We start from the raw sequence: 23,248 nt of genomic DNA, 5'->3' as shown, positions 1-23,248 counted from the left end.
GATTACTTCTTCTTGACAGTTTCATCGGGCGTGGTGCAGACCTCGCCGCTGGCCTGGGCCAGGCGGGTCGCCGCCGCGGGTTGAGGCATCCGGCGCATGGCCATCTCGCGTGCCTTGTTCGCATCTTGCTGCATCATCTTGTCCATGCAGACGACGCCGTCGGCGACGCAGCGGTTCAGGACGCGATAGAACAGGTCGCCGTCGACGGCCGCGTAGCGCTTGACCGGATCCTTGATGCTCGGCTTTTCCAGCGTCAGGTAGCTGGCGCGGTCGAGGTTGCCGCCGCCGGCCTTGATCGACTGGACCCAGCCATCGAAGTCGCCCTGGGCGACGCCGCGGTAGCCGAAGCGCATGTCCGAATAACCGGCGCCGCTGTAGTTGGCCGAGAAGCCCACCGACTGGATCGGCTTGTTCTGCACGGCGTTGAGCGTGGTTTCCATGCCCGGCATCGCATAGATCATGCCGGCCAGCTCGGGCACGTAGAAGGCATTCATGACGGACGTGGCGCTGATCTTGAAGCGCACCGGCACGTCGACCGGGACCACCAGTTCGTTGACCGTGGCGATGCCCTGCTCCGGATAGATGAACAGCCATTTCCAGTCCATTGCGACGGCCTGCACGATCAGCGGCTTGGTCGATGCCGGGATCGGACGGCTGGCGTCCAGGCGCTCCAGCGGACGGTAGGGGTCCAGCTTGTGGGTGTAGATCCAGGTCACGAGGCCCAGCACGATGATGATCAGGAGGGGCGCGCCCCAGATGACCAGCTCGAGCTTGGTCGAGTGATCCCAGTCCGGCAGGTACTCGGCTTCGGTATTGCTGGCGCGGTACTTGCGGGCAAAAACGATCACCAGGAGGATGACGGGAACGATGATGAGCAACATCAGGACCACGGAAATCGTGATCAGATGCGCCTGTTGCTGTGCAATGTCTCCGGACGGGTTCATCACCACCGTATTACAGCCGGCAAGCAGCGCAAACGGGGCGAGGAGCAGTCCTCGACGGGCGGTCTTAGGAATCATGCTTGTGTTTTACGTTACATGGGAAAGATAACATGCTAATGTACCCCCAACGGCGTGCGTTTGGCGATTGGACGTTTTGTCCCACCCCTTTCAGTACTGCAATACTTCAAGGGGGTTGACCAGAGCGGCTTACTCGGGCGCGCCGGGCGATTTTCAGGAGACAACAATATGCAGAGCTCGACTACGAATACGTACGGCGACGCAGGCGCCGCTCCCATCACCGGCCACCACAGCGGTGCCCGCAACATCAATGCCCGCGACGTGCACGTCGCCCCGGGCGACATCGCGGTCGGGGTCGTCATCGGCCGCGCTTCCGAGTATTTCGACTTCTTCGTGTACGCGATCGCCTCGGTGCTGGTGTTCCCGGCGGTGTTCTTCCCGTTCGCCGACCGCCTCGAAGGCACCCTGTATTCGTTCGCCATCTTCGCCCTCGCCTACGTGGCGCGCCCCATCGGGACGCTGGTGTTCATGGCGATCCAGCGGCATTTCAGCCGCGAGGTCAAGCTCACCATCGCCCTGTTCATGCTCGGCACCGCGACCGTCGCCATCGCCGGCCTGCCGACCTACTCGCGCTGGGGCGAATGGGCGATCGTCTCCCTCGTCATCCTGCGCCTTGGCCAGGGCGCCGCGCTGGGCGGCACCTGGGACGGCCTGCCGTCGCTGCTCGCCCTGAACGCCCCCGAGGGCAAGCGCGGCTGGTACGCCATGCTGGGCCAGCTGGGCGCGCCGGTGGGCTTCATCATCGCCGCCGGCATCTTCGCCTACATGCTCAACGAGCTGTCGCAGGACGACTTCCTGGTCTGGGGCTGGCGCTTCCCGTTCTTCGTCGCCTTCGCGATCAACGTCGTCGCCCTGTTCGCGCGCCTGCGCATCGTCTCCACCCACGAATACACGCACCTGCTGGACGAACACCAGCTGGACGCGGCGCCGGCGCGCGAAGTGATCGGCACCCAGGGCACCACCATCATGCTGGGCGCCCTCGCCGCCCTGGCCAGCTACGCGCTGTTCCACCTCGTCACCGTGTTCCCGCTGTCCTGGATCCAGCTGTACGACACCCGCTCGATGGCCGACTTCCTCGTCGTCCAGATCTGCGGCGCCGGCCTGGCCATCCTCGCCGTGCTGGCCTCGGGCCTGATCGCCGACCGCTTCGGCCGCCGCAACACCCTCGGCACCCTGGCCGTCCTGATCGCCCTGTTCGCGGGCTTCGTGCCGACCCTGATGGACGGCGGCGCGGGCGGCCAGAACACCTTCATCCTGGTCGGCTTCGTGCTGCTGGGCCTGTCCTACGGCCAGGCCGCGGGCGCCGTCACCTCGAACTTCCTGCCGCAGTACCGCTACACCGGCGCCGCGCTGACGTCCGACCTGGCCTGGCTGGTCGGCGCCGCCTTCGCGCCGCTGGTGGCGCTGGGCCTGGCCGCCAACTTCGGCCTGGGCTACGTCAGCCTGTACCTGCTGTCGGGCGCCGTCGGCTCGCTGGCGGCCCTGAGCCTGAACCGGGCGCTGGAAATCCGTAACTGACCGGGACGGTGCGCACGCGGCGCCCCGCGTGCGCACCGCCCTTCCCGTCCCGCCGCCTGCCGCAAGCTTCGCCTTCGCCCGCGCCGTTCCCGGCCCCCTCCGTCCGTTCCACTATGCCCGCGCGGCCCCGCGCGCGCCCCTGGCAAAGGGCGGGGAAACTGTACGCCCCGCGCCCGCCGCGGCCGGCCGCTTCCTCCCGCCACGCCCGTGGCACGGCAATGTTTCCGCAGCGCTAAAAGATTATGCTCTGCCTGGCATAGGCGCTATACTGCGGCCATGGCCGACCGCCGCGCCGGCCTGCTGTCGCAGGGCGCGCGGTGGATGGCGGTTTTCGGGAGGATCGGATGCGCAGTCGCATCGGACTGGGATTGACCGTACTGGCGGCGACGGGCGCACTCCTCGTTCCGCCATGGCTGGCGTGGCGCGAGGCGCGGCGCCAGGCCTGGGAGAGCGAATCGGCGGCGGCCCTGGCCTATGCGCGCGACGTCATGCACCGCACCGACGACACGGCGCGCCAGATCGTGCGCGCCACCAGCCGCATGAACCGCTCCGGCCTGGCCCCCTGCTCGCCGGCGGCGCTCGCGCTGATGCGCGACATCGCCCTGTCCTCCAGCTACCTGCAGGCCGTCGGCTACGTGCGCGACGGCGCCCTGGCCTGCTCCTCGCTCGGCACCATGCCACTGCCGCTCGGCGGCCAGTCCTTCCGCACCGCCTCCGGCGCGGTGCTGTACCCGCACGTCCCGACCGGCGCGAGCGCCTCGGTGCTGGCCGCCCAGCTCGGCGACTACGCGGCCCTGATGCACCAGGAACTGCCGGTGGACGCCACCGCCGCGCCGGCCGACGTCGCGCTCGGCGTCCTGCACCTGGAACAGCACCGCACGGCGATCGCCCGCGGCGCCGTCGACGTGGCCTGGATCGACCGCCTCGGCGCGCGCCGCGCGGCCACGTTCGTGGACGGCGGCCGCCTGGTCGTGGTGGTGCGCTCGAAGCTGGACACCATCGCCGCCGTCGCCGCCATGCCGGCCGGCCAGGTCGAGCGCCGCGCGCGCGAGATCGCCGCCCGCCTGGTGCCGGCCGGACTGCTGTGCGGCATCGCCGCGTGCGCCGCGGTCGTCCTGTTCGCGCGCCGGCGCCGCTCGATCGAGGCCGCGATCGGCCAGGCGCTGCGGCGCAACGAATTCTTCGTGCTGTACCAGCCGATCGTCAACCTGCAGACCGGCGAATGGGTGGGCGCCGAGGCGCTGCTGCGCTGGCGCCGCGCCGACGGCGAACTGGTGGGGCCGGATGCCTTCATCCCGGTGGCCGAGCAGACCGGCCTGATCGTCCGGCTGACCGAGCGCGTGGTGCGCCTGGTCGGCGAGGACGCCGGCCGCTTCCTGGCCGAGCACCCCGGATTCCACATCGCGATCAACCTCTCCGCCGCCGACATGCATTCGCCGGCCATCGTCGACCACCTGGCCGGGATGCTGGCGCGCTGCGGCGCACGCGCCTCGAACCTGATGGTCGAGATCACCGAGCGCGGCTTCCTGCGCCTGGACGCGGCGCAGGCGACCGTCGCCGCCCTGCGCAAGCGCGGCATCGCCGTCGCCATCGACGATTTCGGCACCGGCTACTCGAGCCTGTCCTACCTGCAGCGCCTGGACCTGGACTACCTCAAGATCGACCGCGCCTTCGTCGAGACGATCGGCACCGACGCGCCCACCAGCGGCGTGGTCGGCATGATCATCGACATGGCGCGCACGATGCGCCTGACCATGGTCGCGGAAGGCATCGAAAGCCCGGCGCAGGCCGCCTACCTGCGCGAGCGCGGCGTCGAGTTCGCCCAGGGCTGGCTGTTCGGCAAGCCGATGCCGTTCGCCGACATCGCGGCGCGGATGACGGAAACGCGGCGGGAAGCCGCCTAGCCATCCGCGCGGCCGGCGGGTGCGCGCCAGCGCTGGCGGACACCGGGGACCGTTCGCGCCACGGACAGGCCGCTCGCCCGCCTGCGAGCGCCGGCGGGGACGACGCCATGCCGGGCGCGCATCCTGCCACCGCGCCGGCGCCTACCCCAGCGCCGTGTCGAGCACCGTCATCAGCACGAAGCCGAACACCAGGGCGATGCTGGCCCAGCTGCCGTTGCCGCCCTGGTGGGCCTCCGGCACCACGTCGTTGACGATCACGAACAGCATGGCACCGGCCGCGGCGGCCAGCGCGAATGGCAGCAGGCCGGCCGAGATGCCGATCAGCGCGACGCCGGCGACGGCCGCCACCGGCTCGATCAGGCCGGAAGCCATGCCGAGGCCGGCCGACAGCACCCGGCCATAGCCCACCGTGCGCAGCGCCAGCGCGACCACCAGGCCCTCGGGCACGTCCTGGATCGACACGCCGGTCGCCAGCGAATTGGCCTTGTCGACGTCGATGCCGGCGTAAGCGACGCCGATCGCCAGCCCTTCCGGCAGGTTGTGCAGCGCGACGGCCCAGACGAACAGCCAGGCGCGCTTCATGGAACTGGCCACGGCCGCATCCTGGCGCTCCAGGATGGCGTCGACGTGGATGCAGCGGTCGAGCAGGATCAGCAGGCCGGCGCCGAGCAGGACACCGGCGCCCACCCGCAGGCTGGCGCCCCAGTTGCCGGCGCCGCCCGATTCGGCCGCCGCCAGCGCCGGGATGATCAGGGAAAAGGCGGTCGCGCCCAGCATGACGCCGGCGCCGAAACCGAGGAAGCAGTCGTAGGTGCGCTTCGAGAAATGCTGGGAAAACAGCACGGGCAGCGTGCCCAGCGCGGTGGCCGCGGCCGCCGTGCCGCCGCCGACCAGCGCGCCGCGCAGCCTGGGGGTCGCCTGCACCAGCTGTTCGAGCAGGCCCGCCAGCAGCGCCACGGCGCCCAGCGCGCAGATGAACAGGCCGACCATGCGGTGCGGCCCGAGCGTGCGGCGGGCGGCCGTGTGACCGGCATTGGACGGGAGGCCGGCATTGGACGTGATGCCTGCGTTGGCCCCCAGTGCGGTGTCCCGCCCGGCCTTGGAAAATGGCGTCTCCATCATTCAGCCAATCATAGGCGATCGGCCCGGATGTGGCGCACGCCAGCGCGCCGCGTCCACGGGGCGGCGCGCCCGGCCCTCATGCGCCGCCCACCGTCTTGCCGTCGGCAAGGGTCTGGTTGCCCATGCCCAGTTCGGCGCCGGTGGCCGGATCGCTGCCCGGATCCGACCGGGTGCGCAGGGCCATCGCCTCGAGCGTCTCGACGTCCTCGGCCGGCAGCCTGACCTCGGCGTCGCCGCTGCCGCCGTCGACCGCCGCCTGGCTGTCGCGGTCGCTCACGTAATCCCACTGCCCGCCCTGGTTCCACGGGCCGCGCATCTCGCCGGGTCCCTGCGACATATTGAAGTAGGTGTTGGCGAAGCGCGCATCGCCCGGCATTTTCCCCGGCGGGAAGTTCGGCGAAATCGCGTACAGGGCCTTCTCGAACGACTTCTGGTGGGCGATCTCGCGCGTCATCAGGAAGCCCAGCGCTTCCTGCACGCCCGGGTCGTCGGTCAGCGCGATCAGGCGCTCGTAGACGATCTTGGCACGCGCCTCGGCCGCGATGTTGGAGCGCAGGTCGGCGGTCGGCTCGCCGATCGTGTCGATGTACGCCGCCGTCCACGGCACGCCGGCCGAATTGACCAGCGGGGTGCCGGCGCCGTACAGCACCTGGGTGACGTGGCTGTCGTTCCCCGCGCCCTGGATCTTGCGGTAGGTCTCGGCCTCGCTGTCGACCGCTTCGGCCAGGCGGCCCTTGGCCCCCTTGTTCAGCATCGCCACGATATGGCCGATGATCTCGAGGTGGCTGAGCTCCTCGGTCGCGATGTCGAACAACATGTCCTTGCGGCCGGCATCGTCCTCGCTGACGGCCTGGGTGAAGTAACGCATGGCCGCGGCGAGCTCGCCCTGCGGGCCGCCGAACTGTTCCAGCATCAGGTTGGCCAGGCCGGGATTCGGTTCGCTGACGCGCACGGTGTATTGCAAGCGCTTGGTGTGTGCAAACATGCCTTCTCTCCAGTGATAGGGTTGTCGAGCAGGGTCGGCGCGCACCCGGAGGGCGCTACGCCTCGGGCATGATCGCAGCCCGGCTACCCGTTCCGCATCGGCGGGGCGGCCGTATCCGTGTAGGACGACAAGCGACGTTTTCAGAATCTATCCGGCCGACAAGCACGCCGTCCGGGCCGCCTGCGTCCGGCGCTGACACGCCCTTGCGTGCGCCTCCTACGCGCGCGCGCAGCCGGCGGGCATACGATGTGCACCTATTCCCCCACGACGAGAGGAGCACACGATGTTTTCTCTGAACAAGCTGAGCCCGACGATCACCGACATGATCCGCTTCGACCATTCGCACGTGATGGTCACCTTCCACCAGTACACCAGGGACAAGAGCCCTTCCGTCAAGAAGGCGCTGGCCGAGACCATCTGCGACGCGCTGGAGATCCACGCCACGCTGGAAGAGGAGATCTTCTACCCGGCGATGCGGCCGAAGGCGCACGACCGCAAGGTGATGGACAAGAGCGAACCGGAGCACGACGAGATGCGCCGCGTGATCGCCGAACTGCGGCGCACCGACCCGGCGTCGCCGCGCCACGACGAGCTGGTGTTCGAGCTGATGCGCGACGTCGTGCACCACGTGGCCGACGAGGAAACCGTACTGCTGCCGGAGGCCGAGCAGACGCTGGGCAAGGACCAGCTGTCCGAGCTGGGCGCCCGGATGACGAAGCGGCGCATGCAGCTGGTGGGACCGAAGGCCGGCAAGCTCGCCGCCAACCACGTGCGCGGCTTCTCGGGCAGCACCGCGGCGGTCGTCGTGGGCCTGGCCAGCGCGCTGTTCGCCGCGCGCGCCTTCACGCGCAGGTCGGCCTGACCGGCGCCAGGACCACGCCCGCCGCCCCGGCCAGGGCCGGGGCGGTCCCTAGGCGCCCATCCAGCGCAGCAGCGGCGGCACCAGCCACGGCGCGATCAGCGCCGTCAGCACCCCGTTCACCCCCATCCCCAGTCCCGCGTAGGCGCCCATCTCGGCGCTGACCTGGAAGGCGCGCGCCGTGCCGATGCCGTGCGCGGCCACGCCCAGCGCCAGTCCGCGCGCCGCATGCGCACGCACGCCCAGCGCGTCGAACAGGAAGCGCGCCGTCACCGCGCCGAAGATGCCGGTGCCGATCACCAGCACCGCCGTCAGCGCCGGCACGCCGCCCAGGCGCTCGGCCACCGCCATCGCGATGGGCGTGGTGGCCGACTTCGGCGCGATCGAGCGCGCCAGTTCGGGCGAGGCGCCCAGCAGCACCGCCACGCCCACCGCGCTGACGATCGCCGTCACGCACCCGCACAGCAGGGCCGCGGCGAGGGGCAGCAGGTTGCGGCGCAGGCGCGGCACCTGGCGCGCCAGCGGCACGGCCAGCGCCACCGTGGCCGGCCCGAGCAGGAAGTGCACGAATTGCGCGCCGGCGAAATAACGCTGGTAGGACATGCCGCTGGCGAGCAGCACGGCGGCGACGATGGCGATGGCAATGGCCACCGGATTGGCCAGCGCCGAGAAACCGCAGCGCGCATGGATCCACTGGGCGAACAGGTAGGCGCACAGCGTCAGCGTGAGGCCCAGCAGCGGCGACGCCGACAGGTAGACCCAGAAGTGGGCGATGTGCTCGAAGTCAAGCATCGCCGCCCTCCGTGTCCGTGCAGCGGTCCGGGTCGGCGCCCATCCCGGCCGCCTTCAGCACCAGCGCCGTGAACGCCATGGTGAGCAGCGTGCTGGCGGCCACCCCGGCAAGCGTCGCCACCCAGTGCCCGCCGACGCTCGACGCGGCGGCGACGATGCCGACGCCGGCCGGCACGAACAGCAGCGACAGGTGGCGCAGCAGTTCACTGGCGCCGCGCTCGACCGCCGCGTGCAGGCGCGGCCAGGCGACCAGCGCGGCCAGCAGCAGGAGCATGCCGGCGACGGGGCCGGGAACGGGAAAGCCGGACAGGAAGACCAGGCCCTCCCCCAGGCACTGGAAGGCGAGCAGGATGGCGAAGGCGGGCAGCAAGCGGGGCTCCTCGGGAATGGATGAGGAGGGAAAGGATAGCAGTTATCAGGGCGCGGGGCAGGACGCAGGGTCGGTCGTAGCGTGGGCTGCTCCACCCGCCTGGCGGACGATGACGCTCCGCTGCCCTTGCGTGACGCCGGCACGGCCAGCGGCCGGAACCGGAGCCATGCCAGCCCGACGCGCACGTCACGCGTGGGCAGTATCTGCGGGGCGTGGTCGCGGACGGCGCGGTGGCGCTGCCCGCCCCACATCGGTGGCGCCGTCCGGCGCCGGGCTCAGGCCGCGGTCTTGAGCGCCCCGCGCTTGAGCTGGTCGCGCTCCATCGATTCGAACAGGGCCTTGAAGTTGCCTTCGCCGAAGCCGTCGTCGCCCTTGCGCTGGATGAACTCGAAGAACACGGGACCCAGCTGGTTCTGCGAGAAGATCTGCACCAGCAGGCGCTGGCGGCCGTCCTCGACCTTGCCGTCGACCAGCAGGCCGCGCGCGCGCAGCGCGTCGACGTCCTCGCCGTGGCCCGGGATGCGCTCTTCCAGCATCTCGTAATAGGTTTCCGGCGGCGCCGTCATCAGGGGCACGCCGGCGGCGCGCAGGCCGTCGACGGTGGCGTAGATGTCGTCGCTCAGCAGCGCGATGTGCTGGATACCTTCGCCATTGAACTTCAGCAGGTATTCCTCGATCTGGCCGCCCCCGGCCTGCCCTTCCTCGTTCAGCGGGATGCGGATCATGCCGTCCGGCGCCGTCATCGCCTTCGAGGTCAGGCCGGTGTACTCGCCCTTGATGTCGAAGTAGCGGATCTCGCGGAAGTTGAACAGCTTCTCGTAGAAGCCGGCCCAGTAGGTCATGCGGCCGCGGTAGACGTTGTGGGTCAGGTGGTCGATGATCGACAGGCCGTGGCCGCGCGGATGGCGCTCGACGCCGTCGATCCATTCGAAGTCGATGTCGTAGATGGATTTGCCGACATTGTCACCTTCGTCGAAACGGTCGATCAGGTACAGCGGCGCGCCGCCGATGCCCTTGATGGCCGGCAGGCGCAATTCCATCGGACCGGTCGGGATCTCGACCGGCTGGGCACCCAGTTCCAGCGCGCGCGCGTAGGCCTGGTGCGCGTTCTTCACGCGGAAGGCCATGCCGCAGGCCGACGGGCCGTGCTCAGCGGCGAAGTACGCGGCGGCGCTCTTCGGTTCGTTGTTGACGATGAAGTTGATGTCGCCCTGGCGGTACAGCACCACGTCCTTGGAGCGGTGCACCGCCACCTTGCTAAAGCCCAGCGCCTCGAACACCGGTTCCAGCACGCCCGGGGTGGGCGAAGCGAACTCCACGAATTCGAAGCCCATCAGGCCCATCGGATTGTCGAACAGGTCGGCCATTGTCTCGTTCCTCATTGTAAGTAAATTATCCTCCTCCGGCCGCCGTCACTCGGCAAACACGTCGGCGATCAGTCCCCGCAGCCACTGGTTGCCGGGATCGTGGTTGAAGCGCCGGTGCCAGAAGACGTTGGTCTGCAACGTCGGCAGGGCGAGCGGCGGCTCGATCCACTTCAGTCCGAAAGGCCCCGCGGCGCTCTCGGCGAGTTTCTGCGGCACCGTCACCACCAGCTCGCTCGTGCTGACGATGTACGGCACCGCCGTGAAATGCGGCACGCGAAAGCGCGCATTGGCCGTCACCCCGGCCTTTTCCAGCAGCACGTTGATGCGGTCGTACGGACTCTGCGCCGCATCGACGATCAGGTGCGTGGCCGCCGCGAACCGCGCCAGGTCCACCGTGCCCGTGGCCAGCGGATGCCCCTTGCGGAACATGCTCACGAAGGGCTGGCGGAACAGCTGCCGCTGGTACAGCGCCTCGGACACGTCGTCGAAGGCGCCGATCGCCAGGTCGACACGGCCGGTCTCCATGTCGTCCTTCAGGCGCAGCGGCCGGGCGCGGCTCGACGCGATCTCCACGTGCGGCGCCACGGCGCGGCAGCGCTCGACCAGCACCGGCATGAAGTACACCTCGCCCACGTCGGTCATCGCCAGCGTGAAGCGGCGCGTGCTGGTGGCCGGGTCGAAGCGGCTGCGCTGCGACAGCGCCAGGGCCACCTGCGCCATCGCCGCGCCGATCGGCTCGGCCATCTGCTGGGCCAGCGGGGTCGGCTGCATGCCGTGCGCCGTGCGCACGAACAGTTCGTCGTCGAAGCTGCGGCGCAGCCGCGCCAGCGCATTGCTGACGGCCGACTGCGTCAGTCCCAGCCGGCGCGCCGCCGCCGAGATCTGGCGTTCGCGGTACACCTCCTGGAACACGGACAGCAAATTCAGGTCGATGCTACCGGGTTCGGTCATGGCGGGTGGAGTGCTATTTACGATGTGAATAGTCTACATTTTTATATTCATCTCGTAAAATCCGCGCAACTCCCCTACAGTAAAAACACGACACCGACAGGAGACTTTCTTGAACGCCCCGCAACAGGCCCTCGCGCAACCGGTCCCGGCGACCGGCCATCCCGGCTACATGTCCGGCTTCGGCAACGAATTCGCCACCGAGGCGCTGCCCGGCGCGCTGCCGGCGCACCGCAACTCGCCGCAGCGCGTGGCCTACGGCCTGTATGCCGAGCAGCTGTCCGGCACGGCGTTCACGGCGCCGCGCAGCCACAACCGCCGCTCCTGGCTGTACCGGATCCGTCCCGGCGCGATGCACGGCGCGTTCGCCCGCATCGACCACGCCGGCATCGTCGCCGGCTTCGACGGCCTGGCGGCCTCGCCCAACCAGATGCGCTGGAGTCCGCTGCCGATCCCCGCGGCCCCCACCGACTTCATCGACGGCTGGGTGACGATGGCCGGCAACGGTTCGCCCGCCGCCATGCGCGGCTGCGCGATCCACCTGTACGCCGCGAACCGCTCGATGCAGGGCCGCTACTTCTACTCGGCCGACGGCGAGCTGCTGGTCGTGCCGCAGGAGGGCCGGCTGGCGATCGCCACCGAACTGGGCCTGCTGGAAGTCGAACCCCAGCAGATCGCCGTGATCCCGCGCGGCGTGCGCTTCTCGGTGTCGCTGCCCGACGGCGCCGCGCGCGGCTACCTGTGCGAGAACTTCGGCGCCCTGCTGCGCCTGCCGGACATGGGCCCGATCGGCGCGAACGGCCTGGCCAACCCGCGCGACTTCCTGACGCCGCAGGCGCGCTACGAGGACGTCGAGGGCGACTTCGAGCTGGTGGCCAAGTTCTCCGGCCACCTGTGGGCGGCGCGGATCGGCCATTCCCCGCTCGACGTCGTCGCCTGGCACGGCAACTACGCGCCGTACAAGTACGACCTGCGCCACTTCAACACCATCGGCTCGATCAGCTACGACCACCCGGACCCGTCGATCTTCCTGGTGCTGCATTCGCCCACCGATACGCCCGGCGTGGACGACCTCGACTTCGTGATCTTCCCGCCGCGCTGGCTGGTCGGCGAGGACACGTTCCGCCCGCCCTGGTTCCACCGCAACGTCGCCAGCGAGTTCATGGGCCTGATCCACGGCGCCTACGACGCCAAGGCCGAGGGCTTCGTGCCGGGCGGCGCCAGCCTGCACAACTGCATGAGCGGCCACGGTCCCGACGCCGCCACCTTCGAGAAGGCCAGCGCGGCCGACACCAGCAAGCCGCACAAGGTGGCCGACACGATGGCCTTCATGTTCGAGACGCGCACGCCGATCGTCGCCACCGGGCAGGCGCTGGCCTCGCCCCTGCGGCAACGCGACTACCAGGATTGCTGGGCCGGCATCGGGCGCCATTTTGACCCGAACACCCCGTAAATACCGGCAAAGCCCGAAAAAAAATCGGCAAAACCCGGCCGGAGGGCCGGGTAGCCGTTGGCGCGCCGCGGCGGGCATGCGATCATCCGGGAAACGAGGGACGGCACGGGCCGTTCCGCTTCGACCAGGTACCGCATGTCAGACATCTTCATCATCCTCGCCCTCATCCTCCTCAACGCGGTCTTCGCCATGTCCGAGCTGGCCGTGGTGTCGTCCCGGCGGCTGCGGCTCGAGCGCATGGCCCAGGACGGCAGCGCCGGCGCCCGCACCGCGCTCGGGCTGCACGAGGATCCCAGCCGCTTCCTGTCGACGGTGCAGGTCGGCATCACCCTGATCGGCATCTTCACCGGCGCGTTCGGCGAAGCCTCGCTGGTCGAGCGCTTCGGTCCGTTCGTCGCCGGCCTGGGCATCGACGCCGAGGCCGCCCACTGGATCGCGCTGGCCATCGTCGTCATCTGCATCACCTTCGTCTCCATCGTGCTGGGCGAACTGGTCCCCAAGCGCATCGCGATCCTGTATCCGGAAACGATGGCGGCGCTGATCGCGCGGCCGCTGAACCTGCTGTCGCGCGTCATGCACCCGTTCGTGCGCCTGCTGTCGCTCACCACCGACGCCATCATGCGGCTGATCGGCATGCACCGCACCAAGGACGAGACGCCGACCGAGGAAGACGTCACCGGCATGATCAAGGAGAGCACCGCGGCCGGCGTGTTCGAGAAGGCCGAGTACGATATCGCCGCGCGCGCGCTGCGCCTGGACGACTGGCACCTGCGCGCCCTGATGACGCCGCGCGTCGACCTCGAATACATCGACCTGAACCAGCCGCTGGCGCACAACCTGGCGCTGATCGCGGAGTCGCCCTACAGCCGCTTCCCGGTGCACCAGGGCGACCGTTCCCAGGTGCTGGGCGTGGTGCGCGCGCGCAACCTGTTCGGCCAGGCGATCCGCAAGCAGTCGCTGGACGCGATCGACATCGCCGCCGCGGTCGAGCCGATCGTCTACGTGCCGGAATCCGTGAGCGCGATCGACCTGCTCGAGCAGCTCAAGAAGCACCGCGTGGAACTGGCGATGATCGTCGACGAGTACGGCGACATCCAGGGCATGGTCACGCTGACCGACGTGATGAGCGCGCTGGTGGGCGAGGTCAGCACCGGCGAGGACGCCGAGCATCCGGACGCCGTCCAGCGCGAGGACGGCAGCTGGTTCGTCGACGGCGGCATGGTCATGGACCGCTTCCGCGACCTGACCGGCGCCGACATCGCCTTTCCCGACGAGGACACCGGCGCCTACCACACGCTGGCCGGCTTCCTGCTGTACCAGATGGGCGTGATCCCCAAGGCCGGCGACCGCCTGACCTGGCGCGGCTGGCTGTTCGAGGTGGTCGACATGGACGGCAACCGCATCGACCGCCTGCTGGTGGCGCCGGACGCGTCGCCGGCGGACACGCCGCCAAGCGAGCGGCGTCGCCAGGCGTAAGCCGCTACGATCTCCGGCATCGCCACGCTGCCGGAGACGCCCCATGACTACCCGATGCCGTACCGCGGCGGCCCTCCCGGCCGCCCTCGCCGCCCTGGCTGCCGTGGCCGCCCTGGCCGGCGCCGAGGCCGCCGCCCAGCAATCGACACCGCAGGTCGCCCCCGCCGGCGACGCCAAGCGTCCCCGCACCCGCATGCTCGAAGCCGGGGCCCGCGTCCTGCAGGGCAATGCGCCGCTGGCCGGCTTCGACGTCTACCTGGTCGGCTTCCACCCGATGAAGCAGGCGCCGGAACAGCAGATCGAGGCGCACCACTTCTGCCACCAGCTGAACGAGGACCTGGCCCAGTGCGCCCTGTTCGACGGCAACACCAGGACGGCCAACCTGACCGGCATCGAGTACATCATTTCCGAGAAGCTGTTCGCCACCCTGCCCGCGGCCGAGCGCCAGTACTGGCATCCGCACAACGGCGAGATCCTGTCCGGGCAACTGGTCGCGCCGGGACTGCCGGACGCGGCCGAACACGCGCTCATGAAGAGCAAGATGAACAGCTACGGCAAGACCTGGCACCTGTGGAACACCGGCTACAACGGCAAGCGCGGCGACGCCCTGCCCCTGGGCGCGCCACAACTGGCCTGGTCGTTCAACCGCGACGGCGAGATCCTGCCGAACGTGCAGGAAGAGCGCGACACGCGGCTGAAGATCCGCACGCCCGAAAAACGCAAGGAGCGGGCGGACCTGCGGCCGCTGGCGAAGCCGCAGTCGGGAGTGGACGACCTGAAGGGCAGGTTCCAGCGGCCGACGCAGGACATCCCCGGCGTGGTGGACGACGGGCGCTAGGCTGCGCTCCCGGCGCGCACCAGGGTTCGTGTCGGGACGTTGCCCCCCACCCTGCGGGCCGCTTTTCCAGTCGGCGGCACCGCCTGTCGGTTAGTTGCAACTACCAGAGGAAGAACGGCGGCGCGTCGTGGCGATCAAAGACAGCATGGCACGTCACACCGGACGACGAGGAGAGACACGATGACGATCGACTGGCAACACTCCATGCCCTGGTCCGCGCTGGCCGGCGGCATCCTGGTCGGGCTGGCCACGGCATTGCTGTTGCTGGCCAATGGCCGCGTGGCGGGCATCAGCGGCATCCTGGGCGGCCTGCTGCGCCCGGCAAGGGGCGACGTCGCCTGGCGCGGCGCCTTCCTGCTGGGGCTGTTCGTGGCGCCGCTGGCCTGGCTCGCGGTCGGCGCCATGCCGCCGGCGCAGATCGACCACTCGCCGCTGCTGCTGACGGTGGCGGGCCTGCTGGTGGGCGCCGGCACCCGCTTCGGCTCCGGCTGCACCAGCGGCCACGGCGTGTGCGGCATCGCGCGCCTGTCGCCCCGCTCGCTGGTCGCGACCGCCTGCTTCATGCTGGCCGGCTTCGCCACCGTTTTCGTGACGCGTCACGTCCTCGCCTGAAGGCGCCGCCATGCCGCTCACCGCCTTCCTCGCCGGCCTGCTGTTCGGCGCCGGCCTGATCCTCTCCGGCCTGACCAACCCGGCCAAGGTGCTGGCCTTCCTCGACCTGGCGGGACGGTGGGACCCGTCGCTGCTGTTCACGATGCTCGGCGCCATCGCCGTCGCCGCCCTGGCCTTCCGCGTGGCCGGCGCGCGCGGCCGCACCCTGCTGGGCGGGCAAGTGCACCTGCCCGGCGCCGCGGGCATCGACGCCCGGCTGGTGCTGGGCGCGCTGGCGTTCGGCGCCGGCTGGGGCCTGGCCGGCTACTGCCCCGGTCCGGCGCTGGCCGCGCTGGCCGTCGGCGGCAGGCCCACCCTGATGTTCGTTGCGGCGATGGTGGCCGGCATGGCACTATTCGAGGTCTTTGAACGCATCCGGTCCGCGCACGCGGCCGGCCTGCCGCCGCCGGCGGCCAGACCAGGAGAGTAAGCCATGCACATCAACCCGATCCAGCTGTTCGACGCCGCGTCGTCGACCTTCACCTACATCCTGGCGGGACCGGAAAACGGCGAGGCCGTGATCATCGATCCCGTCGACCAGCACTGGGAGCGCGACCTCGCCCACATCGAGCGCCTGGGCCTGCGCCTGGCCACCATCCTCGAGACCCACGCGCATGCCGACCACGTCACCTCGGCCGGCCGGCTGCGCCAGCTGACGGGCGCGCGCGCCGCCGTGCCGAGCGGCTGCGGCATCCCGCCGGCCGAGGTGCAGCTGCGCGACGGCGACGTGCTGCGCTTCGGCGCCGGCGAAACCATCGCCGCGCTCCACACGCCGGGCCACACGGCCGGCAGCATGTGCTACGTCTGGCGCGGCAACGTCTTCACCGGCGACACCCTGCTGATCGACGGCTGCGGCCGCACCGACTTCCAGGGCGGCAGCGCCGAGGCGCTGTACGACAGCATCACGACGCGCCTGTTCGCGCTGCCGGACGCTACCCGGGTCTGGCCGGGCCACGACTACAAGGGCCAGTCGGTGACGACGATCGGCTGGGAAAAGCGCCACAACGCGCGCCTGGCCGGCGGCACGCGCGCCGACTTCGTGGCGCTGATGGCGGCATTGAACCTGCCGCAGCCGAAGCTGATCGACGTCGCGCTGCCGGCCAACCGCAACCTGGGGCTGCCGCACGTGGCGTGACGGCGCCTCACATGCCGGGACCGCCGCCCGGGCCGAAGCCGCCGCCCGGTCCGCCCGGCGGTGGACCGCCCATGCCGCCCGGCGGGCCGCGGCGCCAGCCCTCCCCGTCCGCTCCCTCGCGGCGCGACTGCACGCCGCCGAAGCGGTAGGACAGGCCCACGTACACGATGCGGCCGTCGAAGCGCCGGATCGTGTGTTCCTTCAGCGTCGCCGAGTCGGTGATCGTCTCCATCTTCTGCGAGTCGAACAGGTCCGTCACCGTCGCGACCAGCGACAGCGCCGGCGTCAGGCTGCGCTTCCAGGTCACATTGGCGGTGGCGCTGGGTTGGCGGTAGCCGGCGCCGGCCAGGGTCTTGCCCTGGGCATTGAGCATCAGCTGCACCATGTCCTGCGGCGTCAGCTGGTAGGTGAAGCGGCCGCGCACGTTCAGCGAGGTGGCGCTGCGCTTGTTCTCCGCGCCGGTGATGTCGATCTGCTGCTGCTGGGCGAAGAACACGTTGCCGCTGGTGTTGATCGACAGCTTGGGCGTGAGCTTGCCGCTCAGTGTGAATTCCAGGCCGCCGGAACGGTTGCTGCCGCCGTTTTCCTGCGTGGTCAGGATCACCGTGTCGTTCACCGCGTACTGGCGGCTGCGGATCATGTCGCTGTCGTTGCGGTAGTAGGCGCGCACGTTGGCGTCCAGGCCCGCCGCCTTGGTCTCGTAGCCCACTTCCAGCGAATCCGTCTTCACCGGCTTCAGGAACGGGTTGCCGCTCGATTCGTTCAACTCGTCCACGTAGCGCACGAACGGGTTCAGGTCGTTCGGCTGCGGGCGGCGGATCCGGCGCGCGTAGGAAAAGCGCAGGTTGGTCTTGTCGTCCAGCTTGTAGGTGGCGAAGGCGCTCGGCATCCAGTTCAGGTAGCTGTTGCCGGCGGCCGCCGTGCCGCTGCTGCCGGCGCCGATGTCCATGTCGGTGTGCTCGGCGCGCAGGCCGAGCAGCGCGCCCCAGCGCTCGTTCACGCGCCACTGGTAGCTGGTGTACAGCGCCGTGTCGCGTTCCTCGTAGGCGAAGGCGTTGGTGCGGCGGCCGTTCAGGGTCTGCGCACCGGTGGCCAGGTCGAAGTCGTAGTAGCGGCGGTCGGCATCGGTCTGGTTGTCGTACAGCTTCCAGCCCAGCTTGAGGATCGCGCCGCTCTCCAGCGGGCGCTCGTAGTCGCCGGTGTAGTCGACGATCTTCGTCGCGCCGGCGTCGTCCTGCAGGTTGCGGCTGTCGGCCGCGAACGGCGGCAGCACCAGGTAGCGGTTGGCGTAGTCGGTGGCGTTGCTCGTGTCGCTGTCCGACACGCGCAGGTCCATCTTGAACGACTCGCCCAGCTTCTCGCCCTTGTGGTCCCAGCGGGCGCCGAACATCTTGTTGGTGTTGTCGCCGCTGCGCTGGGTGCTGCGGTAGTAGTCGCTGGTCGGCGTGCCGTCCTCGTCGACCACGCGGTAGCGGTCCAGGCCCTCCTGGTCGTTGGTGCGCTTCATCACGGCGAAGTTCGCCTCCAGCGTGTCGTCCTGGCCCAGGTTGTACGACACCTGGCCGCGCGCGCCCGTATTGTCGTTCAGGCCCGCGCTGGACGACGCGGTGGTGCTGCGCTGGGTGTCGCCGGTAAGGGGATCGACGCGTTCGCGCTCGCTGTCCGACGTCGAGTTGCGGCCGTCGTGGCGGACGTTGACGCCGCCCTGGAAGCCCCAGCGGCCGGTATTGTAGGAGCCACTCAGCGCCGCGTTGTAGCGCCCCGCCGTGCCCACGTTGGCGTTGGCCACGCCGAAGCCGCCCGGCTTGCGGTTGCGCTTCATGACCAGGTTCAGGATCGGCCCGCCGCCGCCCTCGTTGCCGAATTCCGCGCCGGGATTGTTGATCACCTCGACGGAATCGATGTCGTCGGCCGGCATGGCCTGCAGCGCCGGTCCGCGGTTGTCGCCCTGCAGCATGGCCGAGGGCTTGCCGTCGACGAGGATCTGGACGTTCGTGCTGCCGCGCAGCGACACGGTGCCGTCCGGGTCCACCGCCACCGACGGCACGTTGCCGAGGGCGTCGGCGGCGCTGCCGTTGCTCGCGTTGATGTCCTGCTTGACGTCGTAGACCTGGCGGTCGATGCGGTTGGTCGGGCGCTCGCCGACCACGTTCACCACCTTGGGCGCCGTCGTGGCGGCCGCCGGCGCGGCCTGCGCTGCGGTGGTGGCGGCGGCGGCGGGGACCGCGGCCGGGGCCGGCGCTGTGGCGCTCTGCGCCAGCGCCGGCACGGCGGATCCGAACTCGCACAGGGCGAGGCCGACGGCGAGGTAGAGCACGCGCTGGCGCGGCGACGCCCCGGTGCCGGCCTGCGCCTGTTTGCTGTGGATGAGACGATTCGCTTGGGACATGGGTCGTTACGGTAATGGTGTGTTCGTCGTCGCTCCGGCCGGAGAGGGGGCGTGCCGGGCGCCTGTGGCTGTTTCTGGTCTGGAAACGTTGCGCATTGTAAGACCTGCCCACGCCGCCAGCATGATTACCGCGTGTAAAAGAACGTAAAAGCCGCGCGGGCGGTCACACCGGCGGCCGTTTCCTTTAGAATCATTGTCTTTCCTATCAGCTAGCGCAGCATGGCAAACGACGATTCTCGACTCCACCGCGGCCTCAAGAGCCGGCACATCCAGCTGATCGCCCTCGGCGGCGCCATCGGCACCGGCCTGTTCCTGGGGGTGGCCGAAACCGTCCGGATCGCCGGCCCCGCCGTGCTGCTGGGCTATGCCGTCGCCGGCCTCATCGCCTTCCTGATCATGCGCCAGCTCAGCGAGATGATGGTCGACGAGCCCGTCGCCGGCTCCTTCGGCCACTTCGCCGACAAGTACTGCGGGCGCTTCGCCGGCTTCGTCTCGGGCTGGAACTACTGGGTGCTGTACGTCCTCGTCAGCATGGCGGAACTGTCCGCCGTCGGCATCTACGTGCAGTACTGGTTCCCGTCGGTGCCGACCTGGGTGTCGGCGCTGGGCTGCTTCGTGCTCGCCAACGGCATCAGCCTGATCAACGTGCGCGCCTTCGGCGAGAGCGAATTCTGGTTCTCGGTGATCAAGGTGGCCGCCATCGTCGCGATGATCGTCTACGGCATCTTCCTGCTGGCCAGCGGCGGCGCCGGTCCGCAGGCGGGCGTGGACAACCTGTGGCGCCACGGCGGCTTCTTCCCGCACGGATTCGAAGGGCTGGTGATGTCGATGGCGATCATCATGTTCTCGTTCGGCGGCCTGGAAGTGATCGGCATCACGGCGGCCGAGGCGGCCGACCCGGCCCGCTCGATCCCGCGCGCGACCAACCAGGCCCTGTGGCGCATCCTGGTGTTCTACGTCGGCGCGCTGGCCGTGCTGCTGTCGCTGTATCCGTGGAACCAGATCGTCCCGGGCGCCAGCCCCTTCGTACTGATCTTCAAGGCGCTCGACGCCGGCATCGTCGCCCACGTGCTGAACCTGGTCGTGCTGACGGCGGCGCTGTCGGTCTACAACAGCTGCGTGTACTCGAACAGCCGCATGCTGTACGGCCTGGCCGTGCAGGGCCACGCGCCGCGCGCGCTGCTGAAGGTGAACGAGCGCGGCGTGCCGCTGGCGTCGCTGGGCGTGTCGGCGCTGGCCACCGCCCTGTGCGTGGGCGTCAACTACGCGCTGCCGGGCAAGGCGCTGGGCCTCTTGATGGGCCTGGCCGTGGGCGGCATGCTGATCAACTGGGCCATGATCAGCTGGAGCCACCTGCGCTTTCGCGCCGCCAAGCGCGCCGCGGGCCAGGCCACCGCCTTCCCCAGCCCGGCCTACCCGCTGACCAACTGGCTGTGCCTGGCGTACCTGGCCGGCATCGTCGTCATCATGACCCGGTCGCCGGACCTGCTGCTGTCGGTATGGCTGATCCCGGCCTGGCTGCTGGTGCTGTGGATGGGCTACGTGCTGGCCGAGCGGCGCAGGGGACGCGCCCAGGCCACGGCGTGAACCGGCGCACCGGTCAGAAGTACTTGGACAGGTAGAACGCGCCCGAATCCGGATACAGCGTGGCGATCCGCTTGCCGCGCAGCGCGCCCTCGAGCCGGGCGATGCCGGCGGTGACGCAGCCGCTCGAACCGCCGGCCAGGATGCCTTCCTCGGCGGCCAGGCGGCGGCACCAGGCCAGCGCGTCGTCGTCGGCCACCTGCACCACGTCGTCGACGACGGCGGGATCGAAGCTGCGCGACGGCTGGCGCTTGCCCACGCCCTCGACGACGGTGGCGTAGGCGCCGCTCGCCGGTTCGTCGGTGACCAGTCCGCGGTAGGCCGAGTGCAGCGGCTCGACGCCGACCACCGCGATGTCGCGCCGGCGCTCCTTGAGGTAGCGGCCGATGCCGGAGATCGTGCCGCCCGAGCCGATGCCGCAGACGAACACGTCGATCTCGCCGGCCAGCTGCTCCCACAGTTCCGGGCCGGTGTCGCGGTAGTGCGCGTCGCGGTTGTGTTCCGAGCAGTACTGGTCCAGGTAGTGCGCCCCTTCGTCGCGCGCGATGCCTTCGGCCACCGCATGGTAGCCGCGCGCCGGGTCGCCGGCGCCGTCCGGCGCGCACAGGTGCACGTCGGCGCCGTAGGCGCGGATCCGCTTCACCTTTTCCGTGCTGGTGGTATCGGGGACCGTCACGTCGCAGCGCAGGCCGAGCACGGCGCTGGCCATCGCGAGCGCGGCGCCGGTGTTCCCGGACGAGCTCTCCACCACGCGCCGCGCACCTTCCGGCAGGCCGCGCAGCATGTGCCGCACCATGCGGTCCTTGACGCTGCCGCCGGGGTTCATGAATTCGAGCTTCGCCACCACGTGCGCGTGCGGGAACAGTCGCCCGAGCCGGACCACGGGGGTATTGCCGATCGCCTCCATCACGGAAGCCTTCACCTGGGAAGCCATGCGTCGCCTTTCGTTGGGTTTCTCACCAGAAAGACTAGCACAAGGATAGCGGGTTTGGCATGTGCGGCGAATCGTGCGCGCGCCCTTGGAGCGCCTGATAACACCGGCCGAAGTACCGCCAACGGATCAGCGGGCAGGCAAGCGACAAGAACGCCCGATGCATGTCTGCCCGCCGCTCATGTCGGATGCGCAATCTGCGGAAGGGATGCAGCCAACCCGAGGTTCGCTCGACGACCCAGCGCCAGCGGCCAAGCCTCTCGCGCGACTCCACGCCATCACGCGCAAACCGAACTGCGATGCCTCGACTGCGCAACCAGGCCCGATGGGCTTTCGAAGCGTATGCGCGATCAGCATGCAACTTGCCTGGACGTTTGCGAACTGAACGTGCCGGTCCTTTCACTGCCGGGATTGACGCTACCAAAAGGATGAGGAAACGCGCGTCGTGTCCCTGCGCGCCCGAAATCCGAGCGACTAGTGGAAGCCCACGCTCGTCCACCAGCAAATGGTGTTTGCTTCCGGGTTCGCCGCGGTCGGTTGGGTTGCGGCCCGCGTGCTCGCCTCCGGCGGGTGCCAGTACGCTTGCAGCGTCAACGCAAGCTCGATCCCACATGCTCTGGTCGTGCTCCCGGCGCCGTCGGAGAATCGCGTTTGTGGACGCGCTGCCAAACGCCGACACGCATCCGTTCGTGAAGGCGACGCCAGCATGTCATGCCACTGCCGCAGCGGAGTTCGCGCAGCAGGTCCTCCCAGGGTATTGCGGTCAGGAGGACAAACAGCATTCCCGTCATAGCCGCGCGATCATCAATGCGTGGCCGCCGCCCCTTTAGACGATCGATGGTGGATTGGGAGATGGCCTTCCATAAGCGACCACAGGTCTTCGGGCAGAAGTGCTCGGGCCATGGCATCAGTCTGTCTACGAACACGGACGCCATGTTAGTGCCCGGACTGAGGCCGCGTACGTCCGCTATCGACCCGAATCGGACGAAGCACGTATTACAAACCTCGACGATTTATCGCAATTCGATTTTCTTTAATGAGAATGAACCCAGTTTCTTATTACCCCAGCCTACAGCATTGTAGTCGCCCCGAATGATTGTGCCTTCCTGTTTTCCAGTCAAAAATAAATATCCGTCACATACATGGGTCCGGCCAAGTGTTAGCGTACCGCGTTCTAGTTTGTAAGCAAGCGGGCTATCCAGCGGGAAAAAGTCTTCGGCCCGATCGTCTTTTGTCTCAACGACGATACGCTTCCAGTCACTACCCATGCAGGACTGGGCAGGTTCATTCGAAAATCGGATCGTTGCCTCAACTTTGACCCGATTGTTCATGTCCATCACCCGTAGCTCCCAGAGAGAGTCGAGTTCCTGCCCGTGTACCAAGGCTGCAAGGAAAAACATCCACATGCTAGCAATATGTTTGCACGAGAAAGAGATTTTCATAGGGTGCATTAACCTCTTTGAGTGATCATTTGAATGTCGGCTCCTGGCCCAGGCTGTGTAAAAACGCGAGAAACATCGTCCAACAAAAAAATCGACCTCTCAGAACGGCCGCTGCGCGATTTTCTCAAGGTCGGGAAGGGTCACCCTACCCATGAAAATTTCAAGGTTTTGCGTTTTTACACAGCCTGGGCTGATTCCAGCCGCTCGACCCAGTCAGGCAGCATATCATATTGCCGAGCTAATAACTTTCGGACTGTTACGACAGGCAGCTGTGGACCAGAAGCGGACCTTCTGAATGCTATTGCAAGAACCAGCGTGGTTGGTCACAACGTGACGACTGAATCGCCACCACTATGCTAGATACTTCTGAGCCATAATTCTAGGCAAAAGGAGTCAACATGAGTGGGAAGCGGTACACGGAAGAATTCAAGATCGCGGCGGTCAAGCAAGTGACCGATCGTGGGC

The 23,248-nt window shown here is 68.7% G+C and carries 20 protein-coding genes and 1 pseudogene; 10 read left to right on the top strand and 11 right to left on the bottom strand.

Going from position 1 to position 23,248, the window contains the following annotated elements:
* Window positions 1-2: 2 nt before the first annotated feature.
* The gene (gene cyoA / locus QZ749_RS17535) at window positions 3-1,019 is read right to left on the bottom strand and encodes a ubiquinol oxidase subunit II (RefSeq protein WP_296949406.1); all 1,017 of its coding nucleotides are present in this window, start codon (window positions 1,017-1,019) and stop codon (window positions 3-5) included.
* 168 nt (window positions 1,020-1,187) lie between these two features.
* Between cyoA and QZ749_RS17530 the strand changes: the two genes are divergently transcribed.
* Both QZ749_RS17530 and QZ749_RS17525 read left to right on the top strand, forming a co-directional pair.
* Window positions 1,188-2,537, top strand: a complete 1,350-nt coding sequence (locus tag QZ749_RS17530; protein ID WP_296949404.1) for an MFS transporter — start codon at window positions 1,188-1,190, stop codon at window positions 2,535-2,537.
* A 344-nt stretch (window positions 2,538-2,881) separates the two neighbouring features.
* The gene (locus QZ749_RS17525) at window positions 2,882-4,441 is read left to right on the top strand and encodes an EAL domain-containing protein (RefSeq protein ID WP_296949402.1); all 1,560 of its coding nucleotides are present in this window, start codon (window positions 2,882-2,884) and stop codon (window positions 4,439-4,441) included.
* Between the two features lie 141 nt (window positions 4,442-4,582).
* Here the strand turns inward: QZ749_RS17525 and QZ749_RS17520 are convergent, their stop codons facing one another.
* Both QZ749_RS17520 and QZ749_RS17515 read right to left on the bottom strand, forming a co-directional pair.
* Entirely contained in the window at window positions 4,583-5,431 is an 849-nt protein-coding gene (locus QZ749_RS17520; protein WP_373896837.1) for a ZIP family metal transporter, read from the bottom strand.
* 208 nt (window positions 5,432-5,639) lie between these two features.
* A complete protein-coding gene (locus QZ749_RS17515) occupies window positions 5,640-6,548 on the bottom strand; it encodes a manganese catalase family protein (protein WP_296949398.1) in 909 nt (302 codons plus the stop codon).
* Window positions 6,549-6,831: 283 nt separating this feature from the next.
* On the opposite strand from QZ749_RS17515, the gene QZ749_RS17510 reads away from it, so the two are divergent.
* Window positions 6,832-7,410, top strand: coding sequence for a hemerythrin domain-containing protein (locus tag QZ749_RS17510; RefSeq protein WP_296949396.1), 579 nt, complete (start codon window positions 6,832-6,834; stop codon window positions 7,408-7,410).
* 48 nt (window positions 7,411-7,458) lie between these two features.
* Here QZ749_RS17510 and QZ749_RS17505 read toward each other — a convergent pair whose 3' ends face one another.
* The 4 genes from QZ749_RS17505 to QZ749_RS17490 form a co-directional block, all read right to left on the bottom strand.
* Window positions 7,459-8,199: an LrgB family protein gene (locus tag QZ749_RS17505; protein ID WP_296949394.1), complete on the bottom strand. Its 741-nt coding sequence runs from the start codon at window positions 8,197-8,199 to the stop codon at window positions 7,459-7,461.
* Window positions 8,192-8,569 (bottom strand): CidA/LrgA family protein, encoded by a 378-nt coding sequence (locus QZ749_RS17500; protein ID WP_296949392.1) that lies wholly within the window; start codon window positions 8,567-8,569, stop codon window positions 8,192-8,194. Before QZ749_RS17500 ends, QZ749_RS17505 begins: the two co-directional genes overlap by 8 nt.
* Window positions 8,570-8,844: 275 nt before the next feature.
* Complete coding sequence (gene hppD / locus QZ749_RS17495; protein ID WP_296949720.1) at window positions 8,845-9,936, bottom strand: 4-hydroxyphenylpyruvate dioxygenase; 1,092 nt, start codon at window positions 9,934-9,936, stop codon at window positions 8,845-8,847.
* Between the two features lie 45 nt (window positions 9,937-9,981).
* Window positions 9,982-10,887, bottom strand: coding sequence for a LysR family transcriptional regulator (locus QZ749_RS17490; protein ID WP_296949390.1), 906 nt, complete (start codon window positions 10,885-10,887; stop codon window positions 9,982-9,984).
* 169 nt (window positions 10,888-11,056) lie between these two features.
* On the opposite strand from QZ749_RS17490, the gene hmgA reads away from it, so the two are divergent.
* From hmgA to QZ749_RS17460, 6 genes are all read left to right on the top strand, one after another.
* Window positions 11,057-12,337: a homogentisate 1,2-dioxygenase gene (gene hmgA, locus QZ749_RS17485; RefSeq protein WP_296949718.1), complete on the top strand. Its 1,281-nt coding sequence runs from the start codon at window positions 11,057-11,059 to the stop codon at window positions 12,335-12,337.
* 135 nt (window positions 12,338-12,472) lie between these two features.
* Window positions 12,473-13,813, top strand: a complete 1,341-nt coding sequence (locus QZ749_RS17480; protein WP_296949388.1) for a hemolysin family protein — start codon at window positions 12,473-12,475, stop codon at window positions 13,811-13,813.
* 43 nt (window positions 13,814-13,856) lie between these two features.
* A complete protein-coding gene (locus QZ749_RS17475) occupies window positions 13,857-14,651 on the top strand; it encodes an OBAP family protein (protein WP_296949386.1) in 795 nt (264 codons plus the stop codon).
* A gap of 39 nt (window positions 14,652-14,690) precedes the next feature.
* Complete coding sequence (locus tag QZ749_RS17470) at window positions 14,691-15,263, top strand: YeeE/YedE family protein (RefSeq protein WP_296949385.1); 573 nt, start codon at window positions 14,691-14,693, stop codon at window positions 15,261-15,263.
* Between the two features lie 10 nt (window positions 15,264-15,273).
* On the top strand, window positions 15,274-15,732 hold the full coding sequence (locus tag QZ749_RS17465) for a DUF6691 family protein (protein WP_296949384.1): 459 nt from the start codon (window positions 15,274-15,276) through the stop codon (window positions 15,730-15,732).
* Window positions 15,733-15,735: 3 nt separating this feature from the next.
* Window positions 15,736-16,437 (top strand): MBL fold metallo-hydrolase, encoded by a 702-nt coding sequence (locus QZ749_RS17460; protein WP_296949383.1) that lies wholly within the window; start codon window positions 15,736-15,738, stop codon window positions 16,435-16,437.
* 7 nt (window positions 16,438-16,444) lie between these two features.
* Here QZ749_RS17460 and QZ749_RS17455 read toward each other — a convergent pair whose 3' ends face one another.
* Window positions 16,445-18,826: an outer membrane beta-barrel family protein gene (locus QZ749_RS17455; protein WP_296949382.1), complete on the bottom strand. Its 2,382-nt coding sequence runs from the start codon at window positions 18,824-18,826 to the stop codon at window positions 16,445-16,447.
* Between the two features lie 219 nt (window positions 18,827-19,045).
* Here QZ749_RS17455 and QZ749_RS17450 point away from each other — a divergent pair, with 219 nt between their 5' ends.
* Complete coding sequence (locus QZ749_RS17450; RefSeq protein ID WP_296949380.1) at window positions 19,046-20,413, top strand: amino acid permease; 1,368 nt, start codon at window positions 19,046-19,048, stop codon at window positions 20,411-20,413.
* A 13-nt stretch (window positions 20,414-20,426) separates the two neighbouring features.
* Here QZ749_RS17450 and QZ749_RS17445 read toward each other — a convergent pair whose 3' ends face one another.
* The 3 genes and pseudogenes from QZ749_RS17445 to QZ749_RS17435 all read right to left on the bottom strand — a co-directional run bounded on the left by QZ749_RS17445 (window position 20,427) and on the right by QZ749_RS17435 (window position 22,783).
* Complete coding sequence (locus QZ749_RS17445; protein WP_296949379.1) at window positions 20,427-21,344, bottom strand: PLP-dependent cysteine synthase family protein; 918 nt, start codon at window positions 21,342-21,344, stop codon at window positions 20,427-20,429.
* Window positions 21,345-21,447: 103 nt separating this feature from the next.
* Window positions 21,448-22,244, bottom strand: a pseudogene (locus QZ749_RS17440) (IS5 family transposase); the annotation flags it as partial.
* 110 nt (window positions 22,245-22,354) lie between these two features.
* Window positions 22,355-22,783, bottom strand: a complete 429-nt coding sequence (locus tag QZ749_RS17435; protein WP_296949377.1) for a hypothetical protein — start codon at window positions 22,781-22,783, stop codon at window positions 22,355-22,357.
* Window positions 22,784-23,248 lie beyond the last annotated feature (465 nt).

The sequence above is a fragment of the uncultured Massilia sp. genome, from assembly GCF_913773735.1.
Taxonomy (GTDB): Bacteria; Pseudomonadota; Gammaproteobacteria; order Burkholderiales; family Burkholderiaceae_D; genus Telluria.
The sequence above is the reverse complement of the archived record's forward strand: the minus strand, read 5'-3'. Positions and strand labels throughout refer to the sequence as shown.